The organism is Streptomyces sp. NPDC005281 (assembly GCF_040607495.1).
Taxonomy (GTDB): domain Bacteria; phylum Actinomycetota; class Actinomycetes; order Streptomycetales; family Streptomycetaceae; genus Streptomyces.
Genome location: NZ_JBEXGX010000059.1, coordinates 1 through 24,104, shown reverse-complemented (window position 1 = coordinate 24,104; position 24,104 = coordinate 1). Strand labels below are relative to the sequence as shown.

20 protein-coding genes and 8 pseudogenes are annotated in these 24,104 nt (G+C 67.7%); 18 read left to right on the top strand and 10 right to left on the bottom strand.

Annotated elements, in window-relative coordinates:
• The first annotated feature begins 191 nt into the window (after positions 1–191).
• Positions 192–602, top strand: a complete 411-nt coding sequence (locus ABZV42_RS40420; RefSeq protein ID WP_356057176.1) for a hypothetical protein — start codon at positions 192–194, stop codon at positions 600–602.
• A 1-nt stretch (position 603) separates the two neighbouring features.
• On the opposite strand, the pseudogene ABZV42_RS40415 reads toward ABZV42_RS40420, so the two are convergent.
• Positions 604–1,005 (bottom strand): annotated as a pseudogene (locus ABZV42_RS40415) (hypothetical protein); the annotation flags it as partial.
• A 98-nt stretch (positions 1,006–1,103) separates the two neighbouring features.
• Between ABZV42_RS40415 and ABZV42_RS40410 the strand changes: the two are divergent.
• Positions 1,104–1,470 (top strand): annotated as a pseudogene (locus ABZV42_RS40410) (MarR family transcriptional regulator).
• Positions 1,471–1,656: 186 nt separating this feature from the next.
• Here the strand turns inward: ABZV42_RS40410 and ABZV42_RS40405 are convergent.
• From ABZV42_RS40405 to ABZV42_RS40395, 3 genes are all read right to left on the bottom strand, one after another.
• Complete coding sequence (locus ABZV42_RS40405) at positions 1,657–1,950, bottom strand: antibiotic biosynthesis monooxygenase family protein (protein WP_356057174.1); 294 nt, start codon at positions 1,948–1,950, stop codon at positions 1,657–1,659.
• A gap of 38 nt (positions 1,951–1,988) precedes the next feature.
• Positions 1,989–4,547 (bottom strand): GH32 C-terminal domain-containing protein, encoded by a 2,559-nt coding sequence (locus tag ABZV42_RS40400; RefSeq protein ID WP_356057172.1) that lies wholly within the window; start codon positions 4,545–4,547, stop codon positions 1,989–1,991.
• 217 nt (positions 4,548–4,764) lie between these two features.
• The gene (locus ABZV42_RS40395; RefSeq protein ID WP_356057170.1) at positions 4,765–5,736 is read right to left on the bottom strand and encodes a carbohydrate kinase; all 972 of its coding nucleotides are present in this window, start codon (positions 5,734–5,736) and stop codon (positions 4,765–4,767) included.
• Positions 5,737–5,991: 255 nt separating this feature from the next.
• Between ABZV42_RS40395 and ABZV42_RS40390 the strand changes: the two genes are divergently transcribed.
• The 5 genes and pseudogenes from ABZV42_RS40390 to ABZV42_RS40370 form a co-directional block, all read left to right on the top strand.
• A complete protein-coding gene (locus ABZV42_RS40390) occupies positions 5,992–7,014 on the top strand; it encodes a sugar ABC transporter substrate-binding protein (protein ID WP_356057168.1) in 1,023 nt (340 codons plus the stop codon).
• Between the two features lie 132 nt (positions 7,015–7,146).
• The gene (locus ABZV42_RS40385) at positions 7,147–8,142 is read left to right on the top strand and encodes an ABC transporter permease (RefSeq protein ID WP_356057166.1); all 996 of its coding nucleotides are present in this window, start codon (positions 7,147–7,149) and stop codon (positions 8,140–8,142) included.
• Positions 8,139–8,972 carry an ATP-binding cassette domain-containing protein gene (locus ABZV42_RS40380; RefSeq protein WP_355991266.1) on the top strand — a complete coding sequence of 278 codons (834 nt, stop codon included), beginning with the start codon at positions 8,139–8,141 and terminating at the stop codon, positions 8,970–8,972. The genes ABZV42_RS40385 and ABZV42_RS40380 overlap by 4 nt, the downstream gene beginning before the upstream one ends.
• 72 nt (positions 8,973–9,044) lie before the next feature.
• A complete protein-coding gene (locus ABZV42_RS40375) occupies positions 9,045–10,076 on the top strand; it encodes a LacI family DNA-binding transcriptional regulator (protein WP_355991268.1) in 1,032 nt (343 codons plus the stop codon).
• Between the two features lie 303 nt (positions 10,077–10,379).
• Positions 10,380–10,525 (top strand): annotated as a pseudogene (locus ABZV42_RS40370) (IS110 family transposase); the annotation flags it as partial.
• 152 nt (positions 10,526–10,677) lie between these two features.
• Here ABZV42_RS40370 and ABZV42_RS40365 read toward each other — a convergent pair.
• Positions 10,678–11,688: an AI-2E family transporter gene (locus ABZV42_RS40365; RefSeq protein ID WP_356057164.1), complete on the bottom strand. Its 1,011-nt coding sequence runs from the start codon at positions 11,686–11,688 to the stop codon at positions 10,678–10,680.
• Positions 11,689–12,560: 872 nt separating this feature from the next.
• A pseudogene (locus ABZV42_RS40360) lies at positions 12,561–12,656 on the bottom strand (NAD(P)-dependent dehydrogenase); the annotation flags it as partial.
• Positions 12,657–13,007: 351 nt separating this feature from the next.
• Here ABZV42_RS40360 and ABZV42_RS40355 point away from each other — a divergent pair.
• Positions 13,008–13,463, top strand: a complete 456-nt coding sequence (locus tag ABZV42_RS40355) for a hypothetical protein (RefSeq protein ID WP_355991979.1) — start codon at positions 13,008–13,010, stop codon at positions 13,461–13,463.
• A gap of 445 nt (positions 13,464–13,908) precedes the next feature.
• Here ABZV42_RS40355 and ABZV42_RS40350 read toward each other — a convergent pair whose 3' ends face one another.
• Positions 13,909–14,247: a MerR family transcriptional regulator gene (locus ABZV42_RS40350; RefSeq protein WP_355991916.1), complete on the bottom strand. Its 339-nt coding sequence runs from the start codon at positions 14,245–14,247 to the stop codon at positions 13,909–13,911.
• A gap of 988 nt (positions 14,248–15,235) precedes the next feature.
• Between ABZV42_RS40350 and ABZV42_RS40345 the strand changes: the two genes are divergently transcribed.
• Both ABZV42_RS40345 and ABZV42_RS40340 read left to right on the top strand, forming a co-directional pair.
• Positions 15,236–16,282 carry an ATP-binding SpoIIE family protein phosphatase gene (locus tag ABZV42_RS40345; protein WP_356057162.1) on the top strand — a complete coding sequence of 349 codons (1,047 nt, stop codon included), beginning with the start codon at positions 15,236–15,238 and terminating at the stop codon, positions 16,280–16,282.
• A 192-nt stretch (positions 16,283–16,474) separates the two neighbouring features.
• Positions 16,475–16,717 (top strand): hypothetical protein, encoded by a 243-nt coding sequence (locus tag ABZV42_RS40340; protein WP_356057160.1) that lies wholly within the window; start codon positions 16,475–16,477, stop codon positions 16,715–16,717.
• An 871-nt stretch (positions 16,718–17,588) separates the two neighbouring features.
• On the opposite strand, the pseudogene ABZV42_RS40335 reads toward ABZV42_RS40340, so the two are convergent.
• Both ABZV42_RS40335 and ABZV42_RS40330 read right to left on the bottom strand, forming a co-directional pair.
• Positions 17,589–17,726 (bottom strand): annotated as a pseudogene (locus tag ABZV42_RS40335) (NADPH-dependent oxidoreductase); the annotation flags it as partial.
• 876 nt (positions 17,727–18,602) lie between these two features.
• Positions 18,603–18,977 carry a hypothetical protein gene (locus ABZV42_RS40330; protein ID WP_356057158.1) on the bottom strand — a complete coding sequence of 125 codons (375 nt, stop codon included), beginning with the start codon at positions 18,975–18,977 and terminating at the stop codon, positions 18,603–18,605.
• A 98-nt stretch (positions 18,978–19,075) separates the two neighbouring features.
• Between ABZV42_RS40330 and ABZV42_RS40325 the strand changes: the two genes are divergently transcribed.
• The 7 genes and pseudogenes from ABZV42_RS40325 to ABZV42_RS40295 all read left to right on the top strand — a co-directional run.
• On the top strand, positions 19,076–19,201 hold the full coding sequence (locus ABZV42_RS40325) for a hypothetical protein (protein WP_356057156.1): 126 nt from the start codon (positions 19,076–19,078) through the stop codon (positions 19,199–19,201).
• 157 nt (positions 19,202–19,358) lie between these two features.
• A complete protein-coding gene (gene tgmA, locus ABZV42_RS40320) occupies positions 19,359–19,655 on the top strand; it encodes a putative ATP-grasp-modified RiPP (protein ID WP_356057154.1) in 297 nt (98 codons plus the stop codon).
• The gene (tgmB, locus tag ABZV42_RS40315) at positions 19,652–20,599 is read left to right on the top strand and encodes an ATP-grasp ribosomal peptide maturase (RefSeq protein ID WP_356057153.1); all 948 of its coding nucleotides are present in this window, start codon (positions 19,652–19,654) and stop codon (positions 20,597–20,599) included. The genes tgmA and tgmB overlap by 4 nt, the downstream gene beginning before the upstream one ends.
• Positions 20,596–21,714 (top strand): ATP-grasp peptide maturase system methyltransferase, encoded by a 1,119-nt coding sequence (gene tgmC / locus ABZV42_RS40310; RefSeq protein WP_356057151.1) that lies wholly within the window; start codon positions 20,596–20,598, stop codon positions 21,712–21,714. The genes tgmB and tgmC overlap by 4 nt, the downstream gene beginning before the upstream one ends.
• Before the next feature lie 159 nt (positions 21,715–21,873).
• Positions 21,874–22,140, top strand: a complete 267-nt coding sequence (locus tag ABZV42_RS40305; RefSeq protein ID WP_356057149.1) for an NUDIX hydrolase — start codon at positions 21,874–21,876, stop codon at positions 22,138–22,140.
• Positions 22,141–22,145: 5 nt separating this feature from the next.
• Positions 22,146–22,934, top strand: coding sequence for an NUDIX hydrolase (locus tag ABZV42_RS40300; protein WP_356057147.1), 789 nt, complete (start codon positions 22,146–22,148; stop codon positions 22,932–22,934).
• 171 nt (positions 22,935–23,105) lie between these two features.
• A pseudogene (locus ABZV42_RS40295) lies at positions 23,106–23,222 on the top strand (NUDIX hydrolase); the annotation flags it as partial.
• 151 nt (positions 23,223–23,373) lie between these two features.
• Here ABZV42_RS40295 and ABZV42_RS40290 read toward each other — a convergent pair.
• Positions 23,374–23,534 (bottom strand): annotated as a pseudogene (locus ABZV42_RS40290) (IS5/IS1182 family transposase); the annotation flags it as partial.
• Between the two features lie 228 nt (positions 23,535–23,762).
• Between ABZV42_RS40290 and ABZV42_RS40285 the strand changes: the two are divergent.
• Positions 23,763–24,010, top strand: a pseudogene (locus ABZV42_RS40285) (transposase family protein); the annotation flags it as partial.
• Positions 24,011–24,104 lie beyond the last annotated feature (94 nt).

Genomic DNA, 24,104 nt, shown 5'->3' with positions numbered 1-24,104 from the left:
GCCACCCGCTACGACAAGACCGCCGAGTCCTACCAAGCAGCCGTCACCCTCGCCTCGCTCCTGATGTGGGCGTGACATTTGAAGACAACTCCTAGAGTCCGGATTCCAACGGATCTTGGACCGGAGCAGAGATGACGCGAGACGGCACTGGCATGCGCCGAACCCTACCTATCCCGCTGTTGGCGGCGGCCTTGACCGGATGCTCGCTCCTCGGCCAGGACGCGCTGTGCACCAAGGCCGATGACGACTCGCGGGTGTCCGCCGTCTGGCGGCCCGCCGACTTCGGCGGCCCTGACGCGGCGAAGATCAGGCTGTGCGTAAACAGCCTCTGCGAGGAGCAGAAGTCGGGCCGTCCCGACGACCCGTTCCTCTCGCTGTCGGTCCAACTCCCCGACAGCGTCCGCGCGTCCACCCTGCCGGTGCGACTCACCGTGACGTCGGCGAAGAGCGGTGCCACGGTCGTCGAGGACACCACCCGGGCCAGGCTTACCGAACAGCACCCCAACGGCACATCCTGCCCGCCCACCGTCTGGACAGCGACCTTCCGGGCGCACCCCGACAAGGGCCTCACATCAACCAAGGGCATGAAACTTCAAGGGTGAGTCACGCGTCGCCGTCAGCCGCGACAGATTCCGGCCGTCGGAGCAAGCAGACGACCGCGACCAAGACCAGTGCGGCCATGCAGGCGATGCAGATCAGGCGCCCTCCAGACCGATCGGGCCCACCCGTACGGCCGAACCGGCCGACGGCGAGCTGGCCCGCGGTCGAGGCGAAGAAGGCCAGGGCGACGACCAGTCCGCTCACCGCGTGGTTGGTAACGTCCAGGGACTCGGCGAGGAACGCGGGCCTGACCGAGGTGAACACCCCGAACAGGGCGAACCCCACGAACGCGGCGATCGCGGGTGGCGTGAACACCGGCCGCACCTGTGGCGGCAGGCCCGGCCGCTGCGGTCGTACGGTGCTCAGCGGCCGGCGTTCTCGCACGGTCTCCGGCAGCCGCACCAAGAACTCGTCGTGTGAGATCCCAGTGGCGTCCTTCACACGTGAGCGCAGTTGCTGCTCCGGGCCGTAACGAGCTGTTGCCGGCCGAACTGCGCGCCTGGATGCAGCTGTTGGCCGCAGCCGGCGCGATCCCTGTGCCTGCTTGCCGATCAGCCCGATTCCAGTCTGCGGATGACCCGCATCGCGGAACTGCTGGGCCGCCCCAAGACGCGGCTCACCTACCAGGTGGCATGCCTGCAGCGTGCAGGAATGATCACCAAGAATTCTCCGTGCGGTGACCGGCGCGGCGTCGAGGTGGCGCTCACAGACAAGGCGCGCCACCTGCTCAGCAGCTCATCACGTTCCCTGGCCGATACGGTCTCCGAGGCCATCGCGCGCACAGCCTGCGCCCAGCGGTACACGGGTCTGCACGACCTGTTGCCGACGGGTCCGGAGCACGAAGGGCACACTGCGCCGCAGTCCCGGTAGCCGCAGGAAGCCGGACACCGACACTCTGACCTCGGGCGTAGGACGCACGGGGGAGAGCACATGCTCAGAGTGGAAGGAACTCGGTTCCCGGGCAGGAGAGAGCGATGGTGGGTGCGCAGGCTCCGTCACGGGTACGGAGCCCGCGGGTCTCACCCGCGGGGCCCATACCCGTGCCATCGGCGCCGCTCAGGCCACGGGATCCAGGAACGTCAGCACGGAGGCTCCCTCTTCGATCAAGGGGGCGAGTGCCGTGTTGAACGGTACGCCGTAGGGAGCGTCGAGGTGCGCCTGGAAGGCGTCTTCGTCCCGGTACACCTCGAAGATCCAGTAGGCGCGTGGGTGAGACGTCTTTGTGTAGACGTCGAAGGCGAGGTTGCCGTCCTCCTTGCGCACGGTCTGGGCGTAGTCGCGCAGGAGGTGGGCGACGTCGTCCTCGGCTCCCTCGCGGGCGGTGAACTCGGCCAGCAGGGTTCTTTTCACGCTGTCAGTGTCCTTGTGTTGTCAGTGAGGCTGGGTCGTCAGTCTCGGTAGGAGCCGAGGTGCCAGACGCGGGCCCGGTCCAGTTTCACCGAACCGTTCTCGGCGAAGACCTCGACGCCCTGGCTGGAGGGGTCGGGGAAGATCTGGTCGGTGATGATCGCTTCGCCGTTGCCGCCGAAGATCTCGACGGACGACCAGTCGACGAGGATCCGCAATTTCACCTTGCCGTGCTTGGCCTGCAGCGGTGCGCGCTGGACACCGGCGAAGGCGTCGTTGAAGTCCACGGCACCGGAGCGGGTGCGGTCGACGTACAGCTCGCCTGTCGTGTTGTCGTACCCGATGACGGTCTCTTCTCCCCCGGCGCCGGTGCGCACCTTCAGCCCGAACCGTTGGGCGCTCTTGAGGGAGAAGGTCGCCTCGATGTCGAGTGCCTTGCCCTCGGCGGCCGGGCCGATCAGTCGATGTGAGGCGTCCGTGACGGTGACGTCGGCCGTCTTCGCCGGGGGCCCCTGCCTCAGCGACGCCAGGCTGTTCACCGGCTCGCTGGTCAGCCGCGGCCGGCCGCCGACGGTGCGCAGCGCCATTTGGCGGGGAACGCTCTGCACGCTGCGCCAGGGGGAGGTGGGAATGGCGCCGGCGTACTCCCAGTTGTTCATCCAACCGATCATGTACCGCTTGTCGCCCGGCGTGTTCCCCCAGGACACCGCCGCGTAGTAGTCCTTGCCGTAGTCGGCCCAGTTGGCGCGCTGTACGACGGACTCGGCGGGGGCGTCGGCCGCGGTGAACTGGTCGGCCATGATGTGGCCCCAGCCGCCGGGGTTCATGTCGACGATCTGGATGTGCGCCTTCTTGCCGGCGTAGGGGCGCAGGTCGAAGGAGGCCCAGTCCAGGGACTCGCTGTTGGAGCCGGTGGCGCTGCGGACGACCTGGCCGTCGACGATCAGGTTGACGGATGTTTCGCGCGAGACGGGGCGGGCCTGGGTGTCGGACAGCACGATGTGGTCGACGTTGATGTGGCCCCAGCCGCCGGTGTTGTCGTCGACGATCTTTATCTGGGCCTTCTTGCCGGCGAGATCATGGACGTCCCAGGAGTTCCAGTTGAGTGCTTCGTCGTCGCTTCCGGTGGCCTTGCGCACCACCTTGCCGTCGACCAGGAGTTCGACGGCGGTGGGGTTGGCGTAGCCGGCGGGGTGGTTGCCGCCGGCGATGAGGAAGTTGATGTGCTTCTTGTCGATGGTGAATTCGGGCGAGGTGAGGGTGCCAGTGGTGGCGTCGCCGTTCAGGAACGTGTTGACCAGGCCGCTGCCGAGCCAGCCGGTGACCGGTAGTTGACCGGGAAGGCTGCCGGCGGCCGGTGCGGTGCCGAAGGCGTCTCCTGTCGCCGTCCAGTCGCCGTAAGTGCCGCTCTCGAAGTCGGCGAGGACGGTCCCGCCGGGCACGGGCTCGCGTTCCAGGACGGTGTCGGACTCGTGAGGGTGGCGTCCGCCGCCGATCTTGAAGTTCAGGTAGGGGCTGTCTGCGGTGAAGGGGGGCGAGGTAAGAGTGCCGGTGGTTCCGTCACCTGTGTGGAAGCTGTTGGCGAGCCCCTTGCCGTCGAAGCCGTCGACGGACCCCTGCCCGTCAAGGCTCCCGCTCGCCGGTCCCTGGCCGAACGCGGCGCCGGTAGTGGTCCACGTGCCGTAGCCGGGGTCCTCGAAGTCCTGCATGACGTCGCCGGCGGGCGGGGTGTAGGCGCCCTTGTCGTCGGCGGTGAACTTCTTGCCGTCGAAGTCACCGATGAAGTACTGGGCGCCTGAACCGCCCGCGATGCCCCCGGGGTTCATGTTGACGACCAGGACCCACTTGATGTGCTTCTTGTCCCCGTCGACAGCGAGGGGGTACAGATCGGGGCACTCCCACACGCCGCCCGTCGCGCCGGCCGGTCCGAAATCGCTGAGCAGTGACCAGTCCTTGAGGTTCTTGGACGAGTAGAACCGCACCTTGTGCTCGGCGGACAGCGACACCGTCATCAGCCAGCTCTTCGTCGGCGCGTACCACTGGACCTTCGGGTCACGGAAATCCTTGGAGCCGATATCGATGACGGGATTGCCGTGGTACTTGGTCCAGGTGCGGCCGCGGTCGGTGCTGTAAGCGAGCGACTGTGCCTGCACGCCCGTGTCCTTGGCGTAGCTGGTGTAGATCGCCACCATGGGCGGGGTCTTCTTCGTGCCGAACCCGGTGGTGTTGTTCCAGTCGACGACCGCGCTGCCGGAGAACACCATCTCCTTGTCGTCGTACGACAGGGCGAGCGGCAACTCCTTCCAGTGCACGAGGTCCTTGCTCACCGCATGACCCCAGGACATGTCGCCCCAGGAGTTGCCGTTGGGGTTGTACTGGTAGAAGAGGTGGTATTCGCCCTTGTAGTACACGAGGCCGTTGGGATCGTTCATCCAGTTCTTCGCCGGCGTGAAGTGGAACTGAGGCCGGTAGGCCTCGGAGAACGGCGGCGCATCGACTGCGGCAGCGGTGGAGGTGAGCGGGGCTGCGGACAGGGCACAGACGGTCGCCACCGCCGCGATCGCCCGTATGCGGGCATGCCGGGGTATACGTCGGCTCATTGGGTCTCCCGTGGTGCGGTCGCCCATGCGGCAAAGAGGCTGCCCGGCGCGGACGGACCGAGAAGTGACACCCTTGCCGGCGCCGTCGTCCAAGCCCCGAGAAGGGTGTCATCGTTGACTTGTGTCATCGATGACATCGAGTGGCCCGATAATGGAGGCACTCCGGCCCGCGCGTCAACGGTGCGGGCCCGGTGGACCCGGCAGGGACCGGATGCTGTTACCCCAGATCGGCTGTCGCCAGCTGCTCCACCTGCTCCAGCTGCTGCCGCCAGGGCGGGTTGGGGCCGGCGACCGAGCAGGTCAGGGCCGCAACCCGGGTGGCGAACGCGCAGGCCTGTGCCACGTCGTCGAGGCACAAGCCTGCCAGCCGGCCGCCGAGAAGTCCGCGGGCGCCGAGGTGGTGCAGCAGTCCGGCAGTGAAGGAGTCCCCGGCCCCCACGGTGTCGACCACTGATGTCGCCACCGCCGGCACCCGCAGCCGTTCGCCGTCGAGGGAGGCCAGGACGCCGTCGCCACCACGTGTGATCACGACGAGCCGGGCACCCGCCGCATGCCAGATGTCGCACGCCCGCTCGGGGGATATCGCCGGCAGGAGCAGCGCCTGGTCCTCCTCGCTCAGCCGCAGCACGTCCGCGAGTGCGCACCAACGCGCCAGCCGGGACCGGTAGATGCCAGGGTGTACCAGCAGGGGCCGGACGTTGGGGTCGATGCTGATGGTGGTCCGGGGCGAGGCGGCGGCCAGGAACTCCTCGATCACCGCAGCCCCGGGCTGGCGGACCAGGGCCAGTGAGCCCGTGTGCAGGCAGGCGGTTTCGGACAGGTCCACCCCGGCCAGTTCCCCGGAAGTCCACTGCCAGTCCGCGGTGTTCTGCGCATGGAAGGAGTACGCGGCCTGCCCTTGGGCGTCCAGCTCCGCCACGGCCAAGGTGCTGGGCTCGGCGGCCGCCACGGCATGTGACAGGTTCACCCCGGACGCTTCCAGGTGGGTGCGGAACAAACGGCCGAACACGTCGCTCGAAAGCCGGGCAAGGAACTGGGTCGGGGTGCCCAGACGGGCCAGGGCCACGGCCGTATTCGCAGGCCCGCCGCCAGGCAGCACGCTCAGGGCGAGTTCGGTCGGGGTGCTTGCGGGCTTGGTGAAAGCGTCCGCGACGCACTCCCCCAGGACAGTGATGCGGCGAGGGCTCATGGCCTACTCTTCTCTGACGAACGTACGGGCATACCTGGCATGTCATGACACAGCCCGATCAGTGACACAGTGACAGGGGCCGTGCCTGCCAGGGACGTTGCCGATTTGTGACGGGTGCAAGGCATTGACGTTGCCGGGATACGGAGTCCATCATCCTCGGCAAGCAGTGTCAACGATGACATAAGTCAACGATGACACCTCGGGACGGCTGTTCCCATGCCGACCGCGCCGCTCGCAATCCCGCAGGAGTCGTTCATGTCTCGCACTATTCGCCTGGCCCCCTCTCTTCTCAGAATCGCCGCAGGCACGGGCATCGCCGCCCTCACCCTGACGGCCTGCGGATCCGGCTCCGACTCGGAAACCGCGAGCACCGGCTCAGGCGGCGTCAAGGTCGGCCTGATCACCAAGACCGACACCAACCCGTTCTTCGTGAAGATGAAGGAGGGCGCGGAGAAGGCCGCCAAGGAAGACGGCGCCAAGCTTGTCACCGCTGCCGGCAAGTTCGACGGCGACAACACCGGTCAGGTCACCGCCATCGAGAACATGGTCGCCTCCGGCGTGAAGGGCATCCTGATCACTCCCAGCGACAGCAAGGCCATCGTCCCCGCGATCCAGAAGGCCCGTGCCAAGGGGGTCCTCGTCATCGCCCTGGACACTCCGACCGAACCGCAGAGCGCGGTCGACGCCCTCTTCGCCACCAACAACCTCAAGGCCGGCCAGCTGATCGGCGAGTACGCCAAGGCCGTCATGAAGGGCAAGACCGCGAAGATAGCCACCCTCGACCTCGCGCCGGGCATCTCCGTCGGAGTCCAGCGGCACGACGGCTTCCTGAAGGGCTTCGGCATCGGCGAGAAGGACCCGGCGGTCGTCTGTTCCCAGGACACCGGCGGCGACCAGGCCAAGGGCCAGACCGCGATGGAGAACTGCCTGCAGAAGGCCCCCGGCATCAACGTCGTCTACACCATCAACGAACCGGCCGCCCTGGGCGCCTACACCGCGCTCAAGGCCAAGGGCCTGGAGAAGGACGTTCTGATCGTCTCCGTCGACGGCGGCTGCGCCGGAACCCAGGCCGTCAAGGACGGCAAGATAGCCGCCACCTCGCAGCAGTACCCGCTGAAGATGGCCGCCGAAGGAGTCAAGGCCGTCGTGACGTACGCCAAGGACGGCAAGAAGGCGGCCGGCTACACCGACACCGGTGTCACCCTGGTCACCGACAACGCCCAGGCGGGAGTCACGTCCAAGGACACCGCCTACGGCCTGGACAACTGCTGGGGCTGAGCCGCCCCCGCCCCCTGCGGGCCGTAGGACTTCCTCTCCCCCAGGGGCCGCCGTCCTCAACACCTGAACGGCCGAGGACGGCCGCCCCTGTGTCCTTCCGCAAGGACTCTCCGCTTCCGACAAGGACTCAGCATGACAGCCACCACCACGCCCTACGCAGAGCTGAAAGCGCCGACCGCGGTCCGCAGACTGCTGACCGCGCCGACCACCGGCCCCTTGGGCGCCCTCCTTCTCGCCTGTGTCTTCTTCTCCCTGTCGGCCGAGCAGTTCCTCACGGGCGGCAACTTCTCGCTGATCGTGCAGCAGGTCATGGTCGTCGGCACCCTCGCCATCGGACAGACCCTGATCATCCTCACCGCGGGCATCGACCTGTCGTGCGGAGCGGTGATGGCGTTCGGCAGCATCGTGATCGCCAAGATGGCCGCCGAGGGCTCCCTTCCTCCGCTGCTCGCCATCACTCTGGGGCTGGTCGTCTGCGGCGGATTCGGGCTGCTCAACGGGCTGCTGGTGCAAATGATCCCGCTGCCGCCGTTCATCGTGACCCTCGGCATGCTCAACGTGGCGTTCGCGCTGACGCACATCTACTCCGAGGAGCAGACGGTCACCAACCTGCCCAGCGAGCTGACGGCTCTCGGGCAGACGTTTCCGCTCGGCAACACCGACATCACCTATGGCTCCCTGGTCACCATCGCCCTGTTCCTCCTTCTCGCGTACGCGCTGAGCAGCACCGGCTGGGGCCGGCACGTCTACGCGCTGGGCAACAGCCCGGAGGCTGCGCGGCTGAACGGCATCCGCACCTCCCGGCTGACCATCGGCATCTACACCGTGGCCGGGCTGTTCTACGGCATCGCCGCACTGCTGCTCATCTCCCGCACCGGCGTCGGTGACCCTCAGGCGGGGCAGACCGACAACCTCGACAGCATCACCGCCGTGGTCCTCGGCGGCACCAGTCTCTTCGGCGGGCGCGGGTCGGTCCTTGGCACCTTCATCGGTGTCTTGATCGTCGGCGTCTTCCGCAACGGTCTGCAGCTGATGGGCGTCGCCTCCATCTACCAGACGCTGATCACCGGAGTCCTGGTGATCCTCGCGGTGACCGTCGACCAGATCTCCCGGAAGAAGACCCGATGACCGCCACCACTTCCCCCACTCCTGTCCTGCAGGCGCGCGGACTGGTCAAGCGCTACGGCCAGGTCACCGCCATCGACGGCGCCGACTTCGACCTCCTGCCCGGCGAGGTCCTCGCCGTCATCGGCGACAACGGCGCCGGCAAGACCAGCCTCATCAAAGCGCTCACCGGCGCCGTGGCACCCGACGCGGGTGAGATACGGCTCAACGGCGAACCCATCCAGTTCTCCGGGCCCCAGAGCGCACGCAGCCACGGCATCGAGACGGTCTACCAGGACCTCGCCGTGGCCGCCTCGATGGACATCGCATCCAACATGTTCCTCGGCCGCGAACTGCGCCGCCCCGGCGTCCTCGGCAGCGTCTTTCGCATGCTGGACAAGAAGCGCATGCGCCAGGAGGCCGCCGACCACATGGCCGACCTGAAGATCGGCCTGCGCTCCCTCACACAGGCGGTCGAGACCCTCTCCGGCGGACAGCGGCAGGCGGTGGCAGTCGCTCGCTCCGTCGCCTGGGCCCGCAGCGTCGTCGTCATGGACGAGCCCACCGCCGCCCTTGGCGTCAAGGAATCCGGCCAGGTCCTGGACCTGATCCGCCGCGTCCGCGACAAGGGCATGCCGGTCGTCCTCATCAGCCACAACATGCCCCACGTGTTCGAGATCGCCGACCGTATCCACGTCCACCGCCTCGGCCGGCGCGCCGCTCTGATCAAGCCCTCCGACTACTCCATGGCGCAGGTCGTGGCCATCATGACCGGAGCGCTCACCCTGGATGAGGCCGGCGGTACTGTCGTAGCAGACTCCGAGGCCGCGAAAGCCGCCGGAGTCCAGGCTTAACCGACCACTCATCACTCACAGGTTCCGGCCGGGCCCCGGCCGGAACCGACGAGCACAGGAGACTGCTTCTCCATGGCAGCGAACCGCCGTCCCACCCTGGCTGATGTCGCCCGAGAGGTGGGCGTCAGCGCCAAGACAGTCTCCCGCGTCCTCAACGAGGACGGGCCGGCCTCGGCCCACACCAGGGAGCTGGTTCTGGCCGCCGTTGCCAAACTCGGCTTCCAGCCGAACCTCATGGCACGCAACATCCGGGTCGGCGGGCCCGACACCACCATCGGGCTGGTCGTCCCCGACCTCGGCAACCCCTTCTTCGGAGCCGTGGCCGGCAGCATCGAAGACACCGTCCTCGACCGCGGACTGACCCTGCTGATGGGCTCCTCCGCCGACGATCCCCACCGCGAACGCGCGCTGACCGACAAGTTCCTCGCCCGCCGCGTCAGCATCCTGATGGTCGTGCCCTCCGTCGGCGCCGACCACTCTTATCTGAAGACGCACCATGCCGAGGGCCTGCCCATCGTCTTCCTCGACCGTCCAGGAGCGGGACTGTCCACCGACAACGTCGTCAGCTCCAACCGGGCAGGCGCGCACGCCGGCGTCGCCCACCTCATCGCCCACGGCCACCGGAACATCGGCTTCATCGGCGACCTGCCCGTCAAGCTCTACACCCGCCGCGAACGCCTGGCCGGATACCGTTCAGCCCTGCAGGAAGCCGACCTCCCCTACAACCGCTCCCTGGTCATCAACGCCCACGACCAGCACTCGGCCGCCACCGCCACCTCCCAGCTGCTGGGCCTGGCAACGCCCCCCACCGCCCTGTTCGCCGGCAACAACATCGCAGCGCTGGGGATCGTCACCGCACTCGCCCGCAGCAACAGGAAGGACGTCGCCGTCGTCGCCTTCGACGACGTGCCGCTCGCCGAGGCCCTCGAACCGGCCCTGACCGTCGTCGCCCAGGACCCCGAAGAAATCGGCAGAACGGCCGCGGCCATAGCCCTGGCCCGCCTCGACGGCGACCGGTCGCGCCCCCGAACCTGCACCGTCTCCACCCGGCTCATCGCGCGAGGATCAGGCGAGTCCCCTGCCCCCGTCCTGCAGAAGGCTTGATGATCAGCTCGGTCCCGAGCCGGAAGGTACGGGGTCGCTGGTTGCCGAGGTGAAGGCTGTGTCGCTGGTCGTCGGTCGGGGCCCGCAAACTGCGCCGCAGCCGACGTCGCCAGCCGGGCGCCAAGGCCCGATCGGCCGGGGGCCTGTCAGCGTTCCATCAGGCGCAGGCTTGCTTCATCGTGCGTGTCGTCAGCGGCGGACGGCATGCTGGTGAGCTTGCCGACCTGCTCGGGGTGAGCTGGAGATTGTCGGCGGCAGTGCTCTTCTCGACGCGGGTCACCCGCTTGGTGCCGGGGAGCCATGACGAAATCATCGGGGACCTCGATCCACGGCGAACACGCACCCCAGAGGAAGAAACCGGCAGTTCAAACGTGCGATGTTCCTCTCCGCCTTCGCCTGCTGAACGCCGACCCGGCATCACGCACCACTACGACCGGCAAAGAGCCCGCCCTCATGCCGATCGGATCGAGCCGCAGACCCGACGACGAGTCGCTCTCGTGGCCGAGGCGAATCCTGGCAGCCGGTCGGGGCGCCCCTCCCCCGGTACCGACGGGTGCCCCGGAGGCCGACGAAGACCCCGCCGCGCCGGGCCGACACGCCTTCACTTTCGCTCCTTCTTAGGAAACACGTACTCGTCGAGGACCAGGCCGACCGCGACGGCCGCCGGAATGGCGACGAGGGCGCCGACGATACCGAGGAGCGCCCCGCCAACCAGCACCGCGAGGACGGTGACCAGTGGGTGGACGTCGACCGCGAACTTCATGGCCCTCGGCACGATGAGGTAGTCCTCGGCGACCCGGAAGACGACGTAGAAGACCGCGGTCGCGATCGCGATGGGCAGGGACACGAACAGCGCGACAAGGCTGACGACGATACCGGCGAGAGTGGAGCCGACGATCGGGATCAGGTCCATCAGTGCGGTGAATATGCCCAGGGCGGCGGCGTAAGGGACGCCGGTGCCCGCGCACCAGGCGAAGGTCGCCATGCCGGCGATCCCCGAAGTGACGAGGTTGCCGAGCATGAACTTCCCTATCCGGTTCATGATCTCTTCGGCCACGCCCTCGACGCGTTCGCGCCGACTCGCGGCCACGAAGCGGTAGCAGAACTGTTTGATGGCCGGCAGGGCCGCCATGCAGTACAGGGTCACCGTGATCACGATCGCCGTCGACGTGAGGGTACTCAGGACCATCTGGCCTGCGCCCAGGACACCCCCGGCCAGGCCGGCCGCTCCGCCTCCCGAGCCGATCTGCTGCTTGGCCTTCTCGACCAAGTGGTAGCGGTCCTCCAGGCGGCCGATCGCCGACTGGTGGTCGTGGACCTGCTGCAACCAGCCGGGCACCGCGTCGACCACTGCGGACATCTCCTTGGTCACCGGCGGAATAACCAGCGCCAGGAACCCGCCGAGGACCACGATGAATCCCGTCAGCACGATCGCGACGGCCCAGCCGCGCCGCAGACCCCGGCGTGTGAACCACGCGACGAGTGGTTCCAGACTGATGGCGATGAACACGGCCAGCAGCAGCAAGGTCAGCATCGAGCTGACCCGCAGAACGGTCTGAACGGCGAGCCACGCCAGACTCGCGCCCAGGCCCAGAGCGAACCCCACCGTCACCCAAGACCGTCTGCGGCCGCCACGGGGATCTCGAGGCGGCGGCTCCTGAGCCGCCTTCCGAGACATCTCCACAGCGGCCGCCAGGCCGGGGCCGGAGCCGTGTGCGCCCGTCCTTTCCACCGCACCATGCCCCTCCGGAGCGGACTCGGACCCGGGCCCGGACTGCACTGACATTGCGACGCCTCTCCTCGACTGCCCTTGAACGGGCATCGGCACATCGCTCGGGACACTCCTGAGCGCCTCCCGCCCTGTGCCGTCGCCCACGAGCAGTTCGTCCGAGACGCGTTGCGGCACAGAGCCGGGTACCCACGGACTCCGCCCGTACCGCGTTCGTGCCCGCCCAGCGCGTCGCGAGCCGACCGGGACGCGGAATCTGTGAACGCTTGACCGACATCCGATCTCTTGAGGCGGAAGCCGAGTGCGGACGAGCTCACCGACATCCCGTGGCATCCTGGGCCGGGCGGATGACTGCTCCTCAGCGAGGCCTCCGCATCGTTCGTCGGCCGCGTAGAGAACCGGATCGACGGCGGTCCGTTCCCACTGCAATAGGCCGAGGCCCATTGACGGCCTGCGCCGTCATAGAGGTCGACATAGTCGAACAGCCCCAGCTCGATGCGCTTGCCGGCGTCGGTACGGTAAGAAGCCCGGCCACAGTACTTGCGGAGTTGCACGGTCTTCCCCGTTCGGCAGAACGCTTTTGCGTCCATACTGCTGGGAGCGGAGCCCCCTCCGGCGACGGATCTTGACGCTATGGCAGGTACGAATCAAAGGGTTCGGCGGCGTGGGGTGGCGCAGGGAGCGCTGCCCTGGCGATGGCCCTGCGTGCCGCCCTGGCCAAAGCGGTCGCAGTCGAAGGACGGGGCCGGTCCGGCGGGTGCCATCTCCGCTGGTTGGGCCGGCCTGCCGAGCGGGGCTGGTTTCCCGAACTCGATGGTGTCCGGCATCGTGGCGGGGATCAGCGGGGTCCATCTGCGCCAGCCCCACCCCTTGGGGGTGACCGGCGCAGCAGAAAGGGAGATGACCATCGCGGACGCGGTGGTGATCGGAGCCGGCCCACCCCACGATCTTCGCTGCAGTGCTGTCCGGAGGAGAGCGCTACAGCGAGCACCTGTGCGCCAAGGGCGTGGCACGTCATCCGCCGTCTGCGGCTTAACTTCAAGACTTTCAGCGTATGTCACGTTCCCCGACGAGGAAGCCGAGGGCCGGAACAGTGAGATCCGCGATGGACTCATCCCGCCGCTTGGTCCGCTGCGGGGGAGCTCAGCGGTTCGCCCCAAGAGCGGAGTGCAAACAGGCTGGCTACGGGACACCTGTGTTGTATGAAAGACAACCACGACAGCCCGGACCGGGAGCACAGACGACCGCCAGGTGTCTCAGACACCTCCGTGAAGGCATTGGGCGCACTGTCGAAAGCCCTGGAGACCACCGAGCGGGCACGCGGGCACCTGTACTCCTTCCACCAGCTCACCGGGACCGCCGATTTCCAGCTCGACGACGCGGTGGCACTCCTGCGTGAATGCGGCCACGACACCCTGGCCGACCAGGTACAGCACGACGTCCTCGGCCGCAACGTCATTCCAGGACACTGGACCTTCCAGATCATCGAGTCCTACAACACCACCTACTACGAGCCGTTCAAGAACCTCGAACTCGCCATCCGACAAGCGCTGGTCGACGGCAAGGACCACCTGTACGAAGCCGAGCTGAAGGAAGTCCGCCGCACCAGCGGAGAGCCCGGCCACGCGGCGCGGCCCGACAGCCCGTCCGCCCCCTGACAGGGCAATCTCCCCGGGCGGGGTCGCTGCCGTGAGGCTGCATGCGGTGAGCTGATCGCGGCGTGGCAGGGAGCATCGGCTTGACCCGCAGGGTGGTGTTGTGGGTGCTATTCGCTTGAGCCGAGCGGCATACGCAGCCCGCTGCGCCGTCGTTTCCAGGCGGACAACAGATGCACCGCCAGGCGGTCTTCGCGGAAGCCGGTGACCGGCACGCCGAACGCGACGTCCGGTTCGAGTTCGGGTTCGCTCCTCAGCAGGCCTCGTGATCCGGATAGTGCACATGTAGTCGGACGAGGCCACAGTCGATGGGTGTGGCAGGTTTGTGGGCACCGGCTCCTGACCCGCGGGCCTGGCCTCGGGCAATCAGGACGGGTTTTCGCGGTGACAGCGCTCGGCAGTCGCCACACCCGCCTGCGCAGCCACCGAGGTGCCGGGCCAAGCCATCTCAGGCCGCGGCTGTTGGATCCGCGAGCGGGGATGCGCGGCGGTATTCGGCATTGATGCGCTGTGCTTCCTCGAGCTGGTCCTCGAGGACGACGATGCGGCAGGCCGCCTCGATGGGGGTACCCCCGTCGACGAGTTCACGCGCCCGGGCGGCGATGCGCAGCTGGTAGCGGGAGTAACGCCGGTGTCCGCCCGCGGACCGCAGGGGGGTGATGAGGCGGGCCTCGCCGATCGCGCGCAGGAAGCCCTGGGTGGTGCCGAGCATCTCGGCGGCCCGGCCCATCGTGTAGGCGGGGTAGTCGTCGTCATCGATCCGGTCGTACGAGTCGTCTGCTGTCACTTGCACCTCTCTGAGAAACGCATGGAGGGGCCCTGGCGCCAATGCGCCAGGGCCCCGAAGGAACAACTACACCATCTGCCGACCCTGATACTGCGCCGGCCTTCTGTGTCCGCAGCAGCTCACGCAGAGTGTGAGCGGGTGCGGGGATCGCGGTTGCTCGACCGGAGACCACCTCACTATCGATGTCCTGCGGTACCCGGGCTCAGCCATTCCGCCCGGGCGATCCTGATGGCGCCTCGCCCCTCCGTTCAATCCCTCTGAAACCAACCAACCGGTACTGCTTTGCTGCGTACTGCTCGGTGACCTATTGCAGCGTCACTCTCCGGCAGCCAGCCCCGTCACCGATACCTGCGAATGCTCTGGCTTAGAACCCCACTGCCGGACCTCCCGGTGCGCGCGCCCGCAGCCGACGCCTTCACCGAGGTAGCACTCACTCACCTCACTGCGATCCTGCGAACTGCACTTTCCGGTAATGCCACCGCATGATCGCGGTCTTTTCACGGCGGCCCCTGATCACTGCGGGCCACCCGGCCCGGCCGTCAGTCCCGTCGCCGTCCTGCAACTGCTCTGGCTTCGAAACTCCACCACCGCACCGCCCTGCCAACTGCAACTACCTGCACTGCTGCCCGCAGTTCATGTCTGCCGGGCCCTGCGTCCTTCTGGCTACGAGAGAAACCATAGCCAGCCCACCCGACAATGTCTACTCCAGCGATCACAGATTTTTGTGGCCCAGTCGGAGAGGTAACCTGCCTCCCATGCCTTGCGTGCACGCTCCATCCGAAGACCCACTTCTCCTTCTCGTGCGCGTCACAGAGTCCGGGCACCCTCAGCACACGGCCTGATGCGCTGACGGAAGCCGGACCTTCACAGATGGGGGCTGACTTGTCCGATGGCGGGCACCGTCTTCACCAGGGAGGTTGCCCATGGACAGCGCTCGCACCAGCGTGAAACGGATCGCCGATCGGGAATGCACCGCTAGGCGGGTGCGGTGAGTCTTCTGCTGCTGGAGACCGAGGACGTGGCGTGGCTGCGCGACAACCTCACCGGTGCGCGGGGAGTCGCTTCACGGCTGGCCGAACAGGTCGGCCTGGACGAGCATCGCCGCGGCGAGGTCGCACTCGCGGTGACCGAGGTGGCCTCGAACCTGGCCAAGCACGCCGTCGCCGGGACGATCCTGCTGCGGATCGTGCGAACCCCTCAGTGTGCCGGCGTCGAATTCCTGGCCGTGGACAACGGGCCCGGCATCGCCGATGTGGCCGGCTCCATGCGGGACGGCTACTCCACCGCCGGCACACTGGGCATTGGCCTGGGAATGATCGCCCGGCTCGCGGACAGTTTCGACCTGCACTCCCTACCCGGACAAGGCACTGTGATGCTGGCACGGTTCTGGCCCCGCGGCACCCGGCTCCGTCCCCCAGACGCAGGCGCCGACCGAGCGACCTCCCTGGTAGAAGGGGTGACCAGGCCCATCAGTGGTGGACAGCAGTGCGGGGACGGCTGGGCAGCCCGCTGGGACGGTAGCGGAGCATCCGCGCAGGCAGTCCTGGTGATGCTCTGTGACGGACTCGGCCACGGACCGCTGGCCCGAAAGGCCACCCTCACGGCGATCCGCGCCTTCCGCACGGGCACCAGCGGATCGCCCGAACAGATCATGACCGACATCCACCAGGCCCTGGCCGACACCCGCGGCGCCGCAGTCGCCGTGGCACGCATCGAACCAGACCTGCATCGGGTTTCGTTCTGCGGGATCGGCAACATCAGCGCCGCGGTCGTCACAGCAACCTCCAAGACCAGCCTGCCCTCACGGCCCGGGACCGCCGGAGACCAGATACGCACCCTGCGCACCAGCACCCACCTTCTGCCCCAAGGCAGTGCACTGATCATGCACTCCGATGGCCTGACCGAACACTGGCACCCCGAGACCATTCCCGAACTCCTGAACCACTCCCCAGCCGTGATCGCCGCCCGCCTCCTGCACACCGCCGGCAAACACCACGACGACGCCTCGGTCATCGCCGCCCACGGACTCTGGTGACCAACGGACCGGTGCGGCAGGCCGCGGCAGTGCCGGCCGCCCCAGACGGGGTGAACGCATCGACCTCCCCTCCAGGCGTGTAACCGGTCCCCCGCACCGCCCGCACGTCGCGGCCGCGGGCACCGCATTCAGGCAGCCTCGCAGTACCTGACCCTGGTACAGGAGGTCGCTCCCGACGAGACCGTCCACGCCATGGTCACCGAGCTGGCTACTGAGCCCATCATGCGCAAGAACGTCGACAAGGCCTACGCAGGCGATCAGCTCGCCGTGGTCAGACGGCATTCTGTCGACCGGCGGATACAGGACCTACAGAGCATCCTTTCCCGCAAGAACACTGCGGAGGATCGCTCCCACTTGAGTGCCGCGCAAACCGAACTGTGGACATTGCAGCAGTACCGACAGGCCCTGCGGGAACAAGGCGTGGAAGCCCTCTGAGAAGAACTGGCCTCCCGTCGGGTTCAGCGAACCCGGGCTGTTCGGCAGCGCTGCTGCGCAGGCGCCAGAGGTGCCTGCGGCAAGAAGTCGCCCTCGTCATCGTCTAGCAGTGGCAGATCAACCGTGTACTCCGGCTGCAGAAACAGTTCATGGTATTGCGGTGCAACGGGCGAGCCGGTGGGGTTCCACTTGGGCCGTACAGGTTCGAAGCGGGACGAGGCAGCGGTCATGCACAACCATCCAGAGCTCAGGGCCGCGCGGATTCGGGGCATGAGATGGCAACCCGTGATGATCGATGCCTGTCTCTCCCGCGTGCGCCCTCCCATTAGATCCTATTGGCGGTCGCCGAGCGTCTGCGCGTGACCCGCGATCCACGTAGAAGGAGCCAGACAGGAGTCTCCAGCCCAACGTAATCGGCTCCACCAAATGGTCGGCCAGCACCGGGGAGACCGCTAGTCCGGACCGCTGGCTGGGACCCGTCCCGTGATCCATAAGTGAGGCGCACGGCGGTTCAGCACTTGTGATGCGGCGGCCTTGCGCCGACTCAGCCGAAGAGGAGGTCACCACCGCGACGGCGCGGGAAGCGTCGTCAGCACGGAAACGCAGGAAGCCACGACGGCGGGCCCAACCGAACAGCGCGAGAACGTCGGCTCGCACGCCCCCTGCGGCTCCGCCTCCTCGGCTGTGTCGCCGTTGGGCAGCCGAGTCGCACAGTGCTCCTGGACTGAAGCCGGCCCCACCATCGAGAACGCCACGACCGGCTCTCCGTATCGCGGCTTCAGTCCTCGGCCCCCATGACGTGGCGGCCCCGTACGTCAAGCATGCCGCCCCCGTGAGGCAAGCTGGGCGGGTACTGGTGGTCTGCGAACCGGCGTGCCAGGTGCACCGTGTTGATGGCGAGCATGTGGGTCGTCGACGTCACGGCGTCGGGGGTTTCCTTCAGGTCCTGGTAGTCGGTGCTCTGCTGTGTTTCTCCGACCCAGTAGGTCACAGGCCCGGGGGTCAGTGTGCATGCCGTGGGGCCAACCCTGCTTCTCCTGAACGGTCCTGGCCTGGGTGACTGCGCAATAGGCTTGGTCCCGTCGACTGGCGGCGTGTGGGTTGCGCGTGAGGGGGAACTATGACGGTTGTCTGCGAGACCTTGATCGCCGAAGGCAAGGAGTGCGGTATCACCGCGCAAGGCCGCTGTGACCTCTGTAGCAAGGCGTTCTGTAGCTCCCATCGAGCGTTGCCGAACAGCAACTTTGATCCGATCTCGCGCTGCCATACGTGCGTCGTGGAAGCAGTTGCCGCCACGGCTGAGCACGAGAACCGCTTTGGGCGTAGGTATATCGAGCAGCACGCCGTGCAGGAGCTTCAAGATGCTGGCGTGCCCACAGTTGATGTCCACTGCCTGTCGCTCACTTGGAAGAAGAACCTCTTCGGGCGATACCGCGAAGTGCGCAGCCTGGGACTGTGGTCACGAGGCTGGATCATCGGTACGCATGCATGGCGAGTGGACAACTCTCTGTCGGATTCCAGGGCATCACAGACTCAATCGGATGTACGGGTACTCACCTTGCTCAGGGACAACCGGCGCCCCAACGACGTCGGGTTCGTCGTGGACTTCGGGCACATGCGGCCCCCCGTGGAACGACTGGTCCGGGTATCCCAGGATGATGAGTCGGGACACTACGTAGTGTCGTGCGTCCGGGGCCACTTCCAAGGCGGGTTCGAGTCCCTCAGCAGAGAGGTCCACCGACTGCTGGGCCGGTAGACGCCTTCGGCGGGAGCAGGCCGCGAGGGCGACGAAGGCGACTCTGATCAGCCCCGCTCACCATAACGTGCCCGGCGTCCTGTACTCGATCGGCGTGCCGTCGGCGGTGCGGGCGCCTTGGTCTCGGAATCACGGAATGCGTACGGGCTGCGGCCGGGAAAGCCGTGCCCGTTCGGGCAGGTGTGCCAGACCTGCTTGAAGCCGCGACGCCGTCCAGGTCAGGGTGGGAGGCAAAGGCGGGGTGTGTGCCGCCAGCCCCCGTGCGCACGCCCACAGATGGGCGTGCTCGGTGATGCAGTGCACCACTGTGGCGTCCAGGTGGCAGCGGTGCACGGTGTCCAGCTGTACGAGCGTCACCCACAACCAGGCGAGTTCGCCGCCCAGTACGTGCTCCCGGGAGGTGAGCCGCCACTCGAGCACGTCCAGCGCGCGCAGCAGGGTGGCCAGCGCAGCGTGCCGCCGAGAACTCCGCGGCGCTGTGTCCCCATCTGGCAGGCCAGCCACGGGTTTTCCTCGCCCGCAGTGCACCGCTGTACGGGGTCATCGGCGTCATCTACGGCTACAGCCCCGAACTCGGCATCCACGTCGTCGCGCAGCCCGACATGCCGCTGCCCTACGGACACCCCAACCTGACCACCTGCCTGGCGTCCCAACTCGTGCGCCGGCTCTCTTCATTCACCGTCCTCACGGTGGAGGAGCTGATGCGCGAACTCGACGCCGCCCCCTAAAGCCCCGTCTGGCGGCCCGGACGCTCCTCTCGGGCCCGCGGCCGCCAGGCGGCACCAGCCCCCGGCGCGGGGAGACGTACCCGCCACTCCCCTGGGCGGCGTACACACCCCCGCTCCCCGCGCCGGGCCCCATTCCTGCACTCTCGAAGGAGACACGATGTACGTTCACGCCGACCGTCTGCCCGCCGGTCCCGCCCTTCCGACAGGGATCGCTGCTCCACTGCCGTGGGGCGTCGTTCGTATGGCGCCGTATCCGACGATGGCGCCGGTCTACGCCCGTGCCGAGCTGGACCCGGTGACCCAGACCACGGTGTTCTTCGACGGCATCGGGCAGGTGATGGAGATGCCCGGCCATGGGACCAGCACCGGCACCACCCCGTCGACCGGCACCAGCCCCGACGGGCAGGGGCAGGGAACCACGGACTCCGACCAGGGAAGCGACAGCGACCAGTGAGTGACCCGCGCCCAGTGCTGGTCGTCACCGGATTACACGACCCCACCGCCGACGCGGTGATCAACGAGCTGCACGGCCGGGACGTCCCGGTCGTGCGGCTCGACTCGGGGGACTTCCCCTTGTCGCTGTCCCTCGAAGCGGAGATCACTCCCCACGGCCTTGGCGGACACCTCCACACCCCTTCGCGCACGGCCGACCTGGCCCAAGTGCGGGCCCTGTACTACCGCCGGCCCACAGGCTTCGCCTTCCCCCACCTGAGCAAGCAGGACGCCCGGTTCGCCCTCACCCAGGCCCGGTACGGGCTCGGCGGCGTACTGGCCGCACTGCCCGGCTGCCTCTACGTCAACCACCCGCACCGCATCGGGGACGCCGAGTTCAAACCGGCAGGCCTCGCCGCGGCCGTGGAAGCCGGCTTCCTCGTCCCGCCCACCCTCGTCACCTCCGACCCCGACGCCGCCAGGGCGTTCGCCAAACGCTACGCCCCGGTCCTCTACAAGCCGCTGTGGAACCCGGTGTACCTGATCGACGGCGTCTCCTCCGTCGTCGAGGTCGCCGACGTACACCCCGAGGACATCGACGACCGTGTCGCCGGCACAGCACACCTCTTCCAGCAACGCATCCGCAAAACCGCCGACGTACGCGTGACCGTCATCGGCACCAGAACGTTCTGTGTCCGCATCGACTCCGACCTCCTGGACTGGCGCACCGACTACGGCCAACTGCGCTACACCCCCGTGGAACCGCCGCCGCAGATCGAACAGTCGCTCCACCGCTACCTGGCCCACTTCGGCCTCGTCTTCGGTGCATTCGACTTCGCCATCGATACCGACGGGCAATGGTGGTTCCTGGAGTGCAACCCCTCAGGCCAGTGGTACTGGCTCGAGCCCGAAACCGGCATGCCGATGCGCACGGCCCTGGCAGACCTTCTGGAGAGAACGGCATGAGTGACCCAGCACCGCTTCACCAGCAACTCCTCGATGCCCTGACCGCAGATGGCACCCTGCGCACCAGGCCGTGGAAGGAGGCCGCCGCAGCAGTTCTGCGGCACGAGTTCCTTCAGGGTGGGTTCTTCCGCCGGGTAGAAGGGGCAGTGCCCGCTGCCTGGGAGCCGATCCTGAACGGCGACAACAACTGGCTCACGACGTGCTACCAGAACGAATCACTGATCACCCAGATCGCCGGAACCATCGTGCCGGCAGACATCCAGGGCCGGATCATGCGGGAGCCGACCAGCTCCAGCACCCTGCCATCCCTCGTGCTACGCATGCTGGAAGACCTCCACGTCCAACCCGACTCGCAGGTACTGGAGATCCGCACCGGCACCGGATACTCGACCGCCCTGCTCTGCGCCCGCCTCGGCGAAAGCCACATCACTTCCATCGAGTACGACGAGGACGTCGCCGCCCGCGCACGCACCACCCTCGCCCGCCAGGCCATATTCCCCACCCTCGTCACCGGCGACGGCCTGCTGGGCTGTGACGAGTCAGCCCCCTACGACCGGATCATCGCAACCTGCGCCGTGCACACCGTGCCGACTGCCTGGATCGAGCAGACGAAGCCCGGCGGCCTGATCCTGACCACCATCGGAGGCTGGCTGGGGGCTTCGGAGCTGGCACGCCTGACCGTTCATGACGACGGCACGGCATCCGGCCCCTTGCTCGGAGGCCAGGTCAGCTTCATGCTCGCCCGCCCCCACACACCCCCGCCGCTCGGACTGCTGCCCGACCTGAGTGCGGGCAAAGAGCGGGAAGCCGTCATCGGCCCCGACGTGCTGTCCGACTGGGCCACCCGGTTCGTCGTACAGGGCGCCGCACCGAAGGCACAGCTCCTGACGATGAACCGGGAAGGCTGCACCGAAGACGTACTCATCGACGCCGCATCGGGCTCCTGGGCCGCCCTCTACGACGAGGGTGGTAGATGGATCGTCCGCCAGGACGGCCCCGAGAACCTCTGGGACTCCATAGAAGAACACCTCAGCCACTGGCACGCAGCCGGCACCCCAACGCTGGACGAGTTCACCCTCACCGTCACCCCGGACCGGCAAAGCCTTCACTGGTAGCTGATCTTCCACAACCGGTCCGCCTCATCCATTCCTACGGGAGCCGCCTGCAGCCTGCACCTCCCTGGCCCCCCTAACTGCGCCGGATGAGCGGCGACACCCCTGATCACCACTCCCGGCCGCGTCGTACGCACGCCCGCCTCTGAAGGGCAGAACCACATGACTTCGCCCATCTCCCCTTCGCATCAAGTCGCGCCGCATGCTGCCCCGTCCTCAGCGCAGTACACCGCGTCCCGGCACGCGGTGTGGCTCGGCGCCGCCGCGATCACCACCGACCAGGTCGGCCGGGTCCTGCTCGTCCACCCCACCTACCACCAGGACGACCGGTGGCTCCTACCCGGAGGCGTCGTCGAAGCCGGCGAACACCCACACGTCACCTGCCAGCGCGAGATCACCGAGGAACTGGACCTGGCGACCTGCCCCTGACGGGCGTGCTCGCCGTCCACTCCCTCTCCCCGCACCAGGTCGAGGCGATCCGCCTCCCACGCGAGGAACTGTCTGAGTTCGCCTTCTTCGAGACCCGGAACGCCGTGGAGCGGCTGCGCCTTGTGGACATGCAGATCATGCTCGCCGCCTACCGCGCCCGGCTCGGGAACACGCCACCGCCCACCTCGCTGACGGCCGGCACATCCTCGACGTCCCGGCGCTGGACCGGCACGACGTCCACGTCCGCTACCGGCCCTTGTGGGACAGCCCGCTCCACCGCGACCCCGTCCCGGACCGGCTGCCCGTGCAGCAAGCCTGGGCATGGTGCTTCGTCCCCGACGGGCGAGTCATCCTCGTTGCCGACCTCAGCCCCCCACGGTGCCTTGCCCATGCTGCCCGGTGACACCATGGAGAAGACCGCCCCGACGCCCGAGGACACCCTCCACCGCGAAGCCGCCGAGGAAGCCCAGCTCACCCTCACCGATCCAGTGCGACTGGGCTGGGTACTGGACGAGACCGGCGAGGTCTACGGCGGCGTGGGGCCCAACGCCAGGCTCCGCCGAGCCGCCCGGGTCACCGCCATCGGATCCGCGGCCGTCGACCTCGCCACCGGCCGCCCATTTGCACGCCTGCTCGCCACCCCCGCCCAGTCAGCCGCCCTTCTGGGCTGGGGTCCGCCAGGGGCCCGGCAAGCAGCGCTCGCTGCGGAGACAGCTCGGAAGTGCTGGGGCCTGCCTCTCGCTCCCCACGCCACGATCGAGGAAGTCCCCACAGAGGGGATGCGGTTGAGCTGACACGAACAACCACACCGCCTCGACTCCCGCCACGCCACACGACCACATCCGCACCACCGTCGAGATCTACCTCGCTCGCCACCCGCACGAGCGAGCACAGCTCGGCAGCCTCCTGGACGCCCTCGACCGGCCTGCCGACGCCTTCGCCAGCCCCTCCACCTTTCCGGCCACATCACCTGCGGCGCGATCGTCGTCGACCCCCTCGGCCGCGTCCTGCACCCGGCGAGCGGAAAGGTCCTCGCGCCCGGCGGACACGTCGAGCCCGAAGACGAGTCCCTGGCGGGTGGGACTCTGCGGGAGCTGCACGAGGAAACCGGGATCCCACCCCAAGCCGTGGCGCCTTGGCCCGGCTCAAGACCGTGCCGGACTGGGGAAGAGGCAGTTTTCCAACCCCGCAGTATTCGGGGGCGAGGTGCTCCCGCCAGCTCACGCTCTTGCACAGGACGTAGACGATGCCCCGCAACGCAGCCCGGTCATCCGCCGGCAACCTCCCGGGAAGCCAACGTCGCCTGGGCGGACGAGGAAGCACCAGCGGAGAGCCACTTGCTCCCACAGGTCGTCAGGCACAAGGTCAGCAGACGCCCAACAGTCCCTGCCCACACAACACCCGACTGCCAAGCCCCACCAAATATCTTCACTTTGAAACGGATCAGAAGGAGCACAGCTCGGCAACTTCGAGGGCAGTGGCCCCTGGACGCTCTCCTGGAACATTGAGCGCTTTCAGAGTGGGCACCGATGGAGTGACGGAGTCGGCGTGCGCAACGCGCATGGCACCCGTGCCGTTGAGGGAGGTGCTCGACGTCTCAACTCATCAGCGCAGGTGCCTCGTTGGTTCCATATCCTGCCGCATTTGACCTGCCTCATGCGCTGGTCGAGCACCTTGCTCATCGTCACCCCTGGGGTGACCGCCGCTGCAAGCTCCCGCCGCTTCAACGCGGGCTCGTCGCTCGGGTGTACCTGCGTAAGCACGACACCTGGCCTAGCTCGCCGCCGGCTTCGACATCTCGGTCGGCACCGCTCACGCCTACACCACGGCGGTGATCGACCTTCTGGCCGCTCGGGCGCCCGGCCTGCTCTAGTACTCCAGCAGTACTTCGTGGCTTGACCTGGGGAAACGTCGAGCGGTGGGAGTGTAGCGGGCAGGATGCCGTCACGGACGGCTTCTGCCCG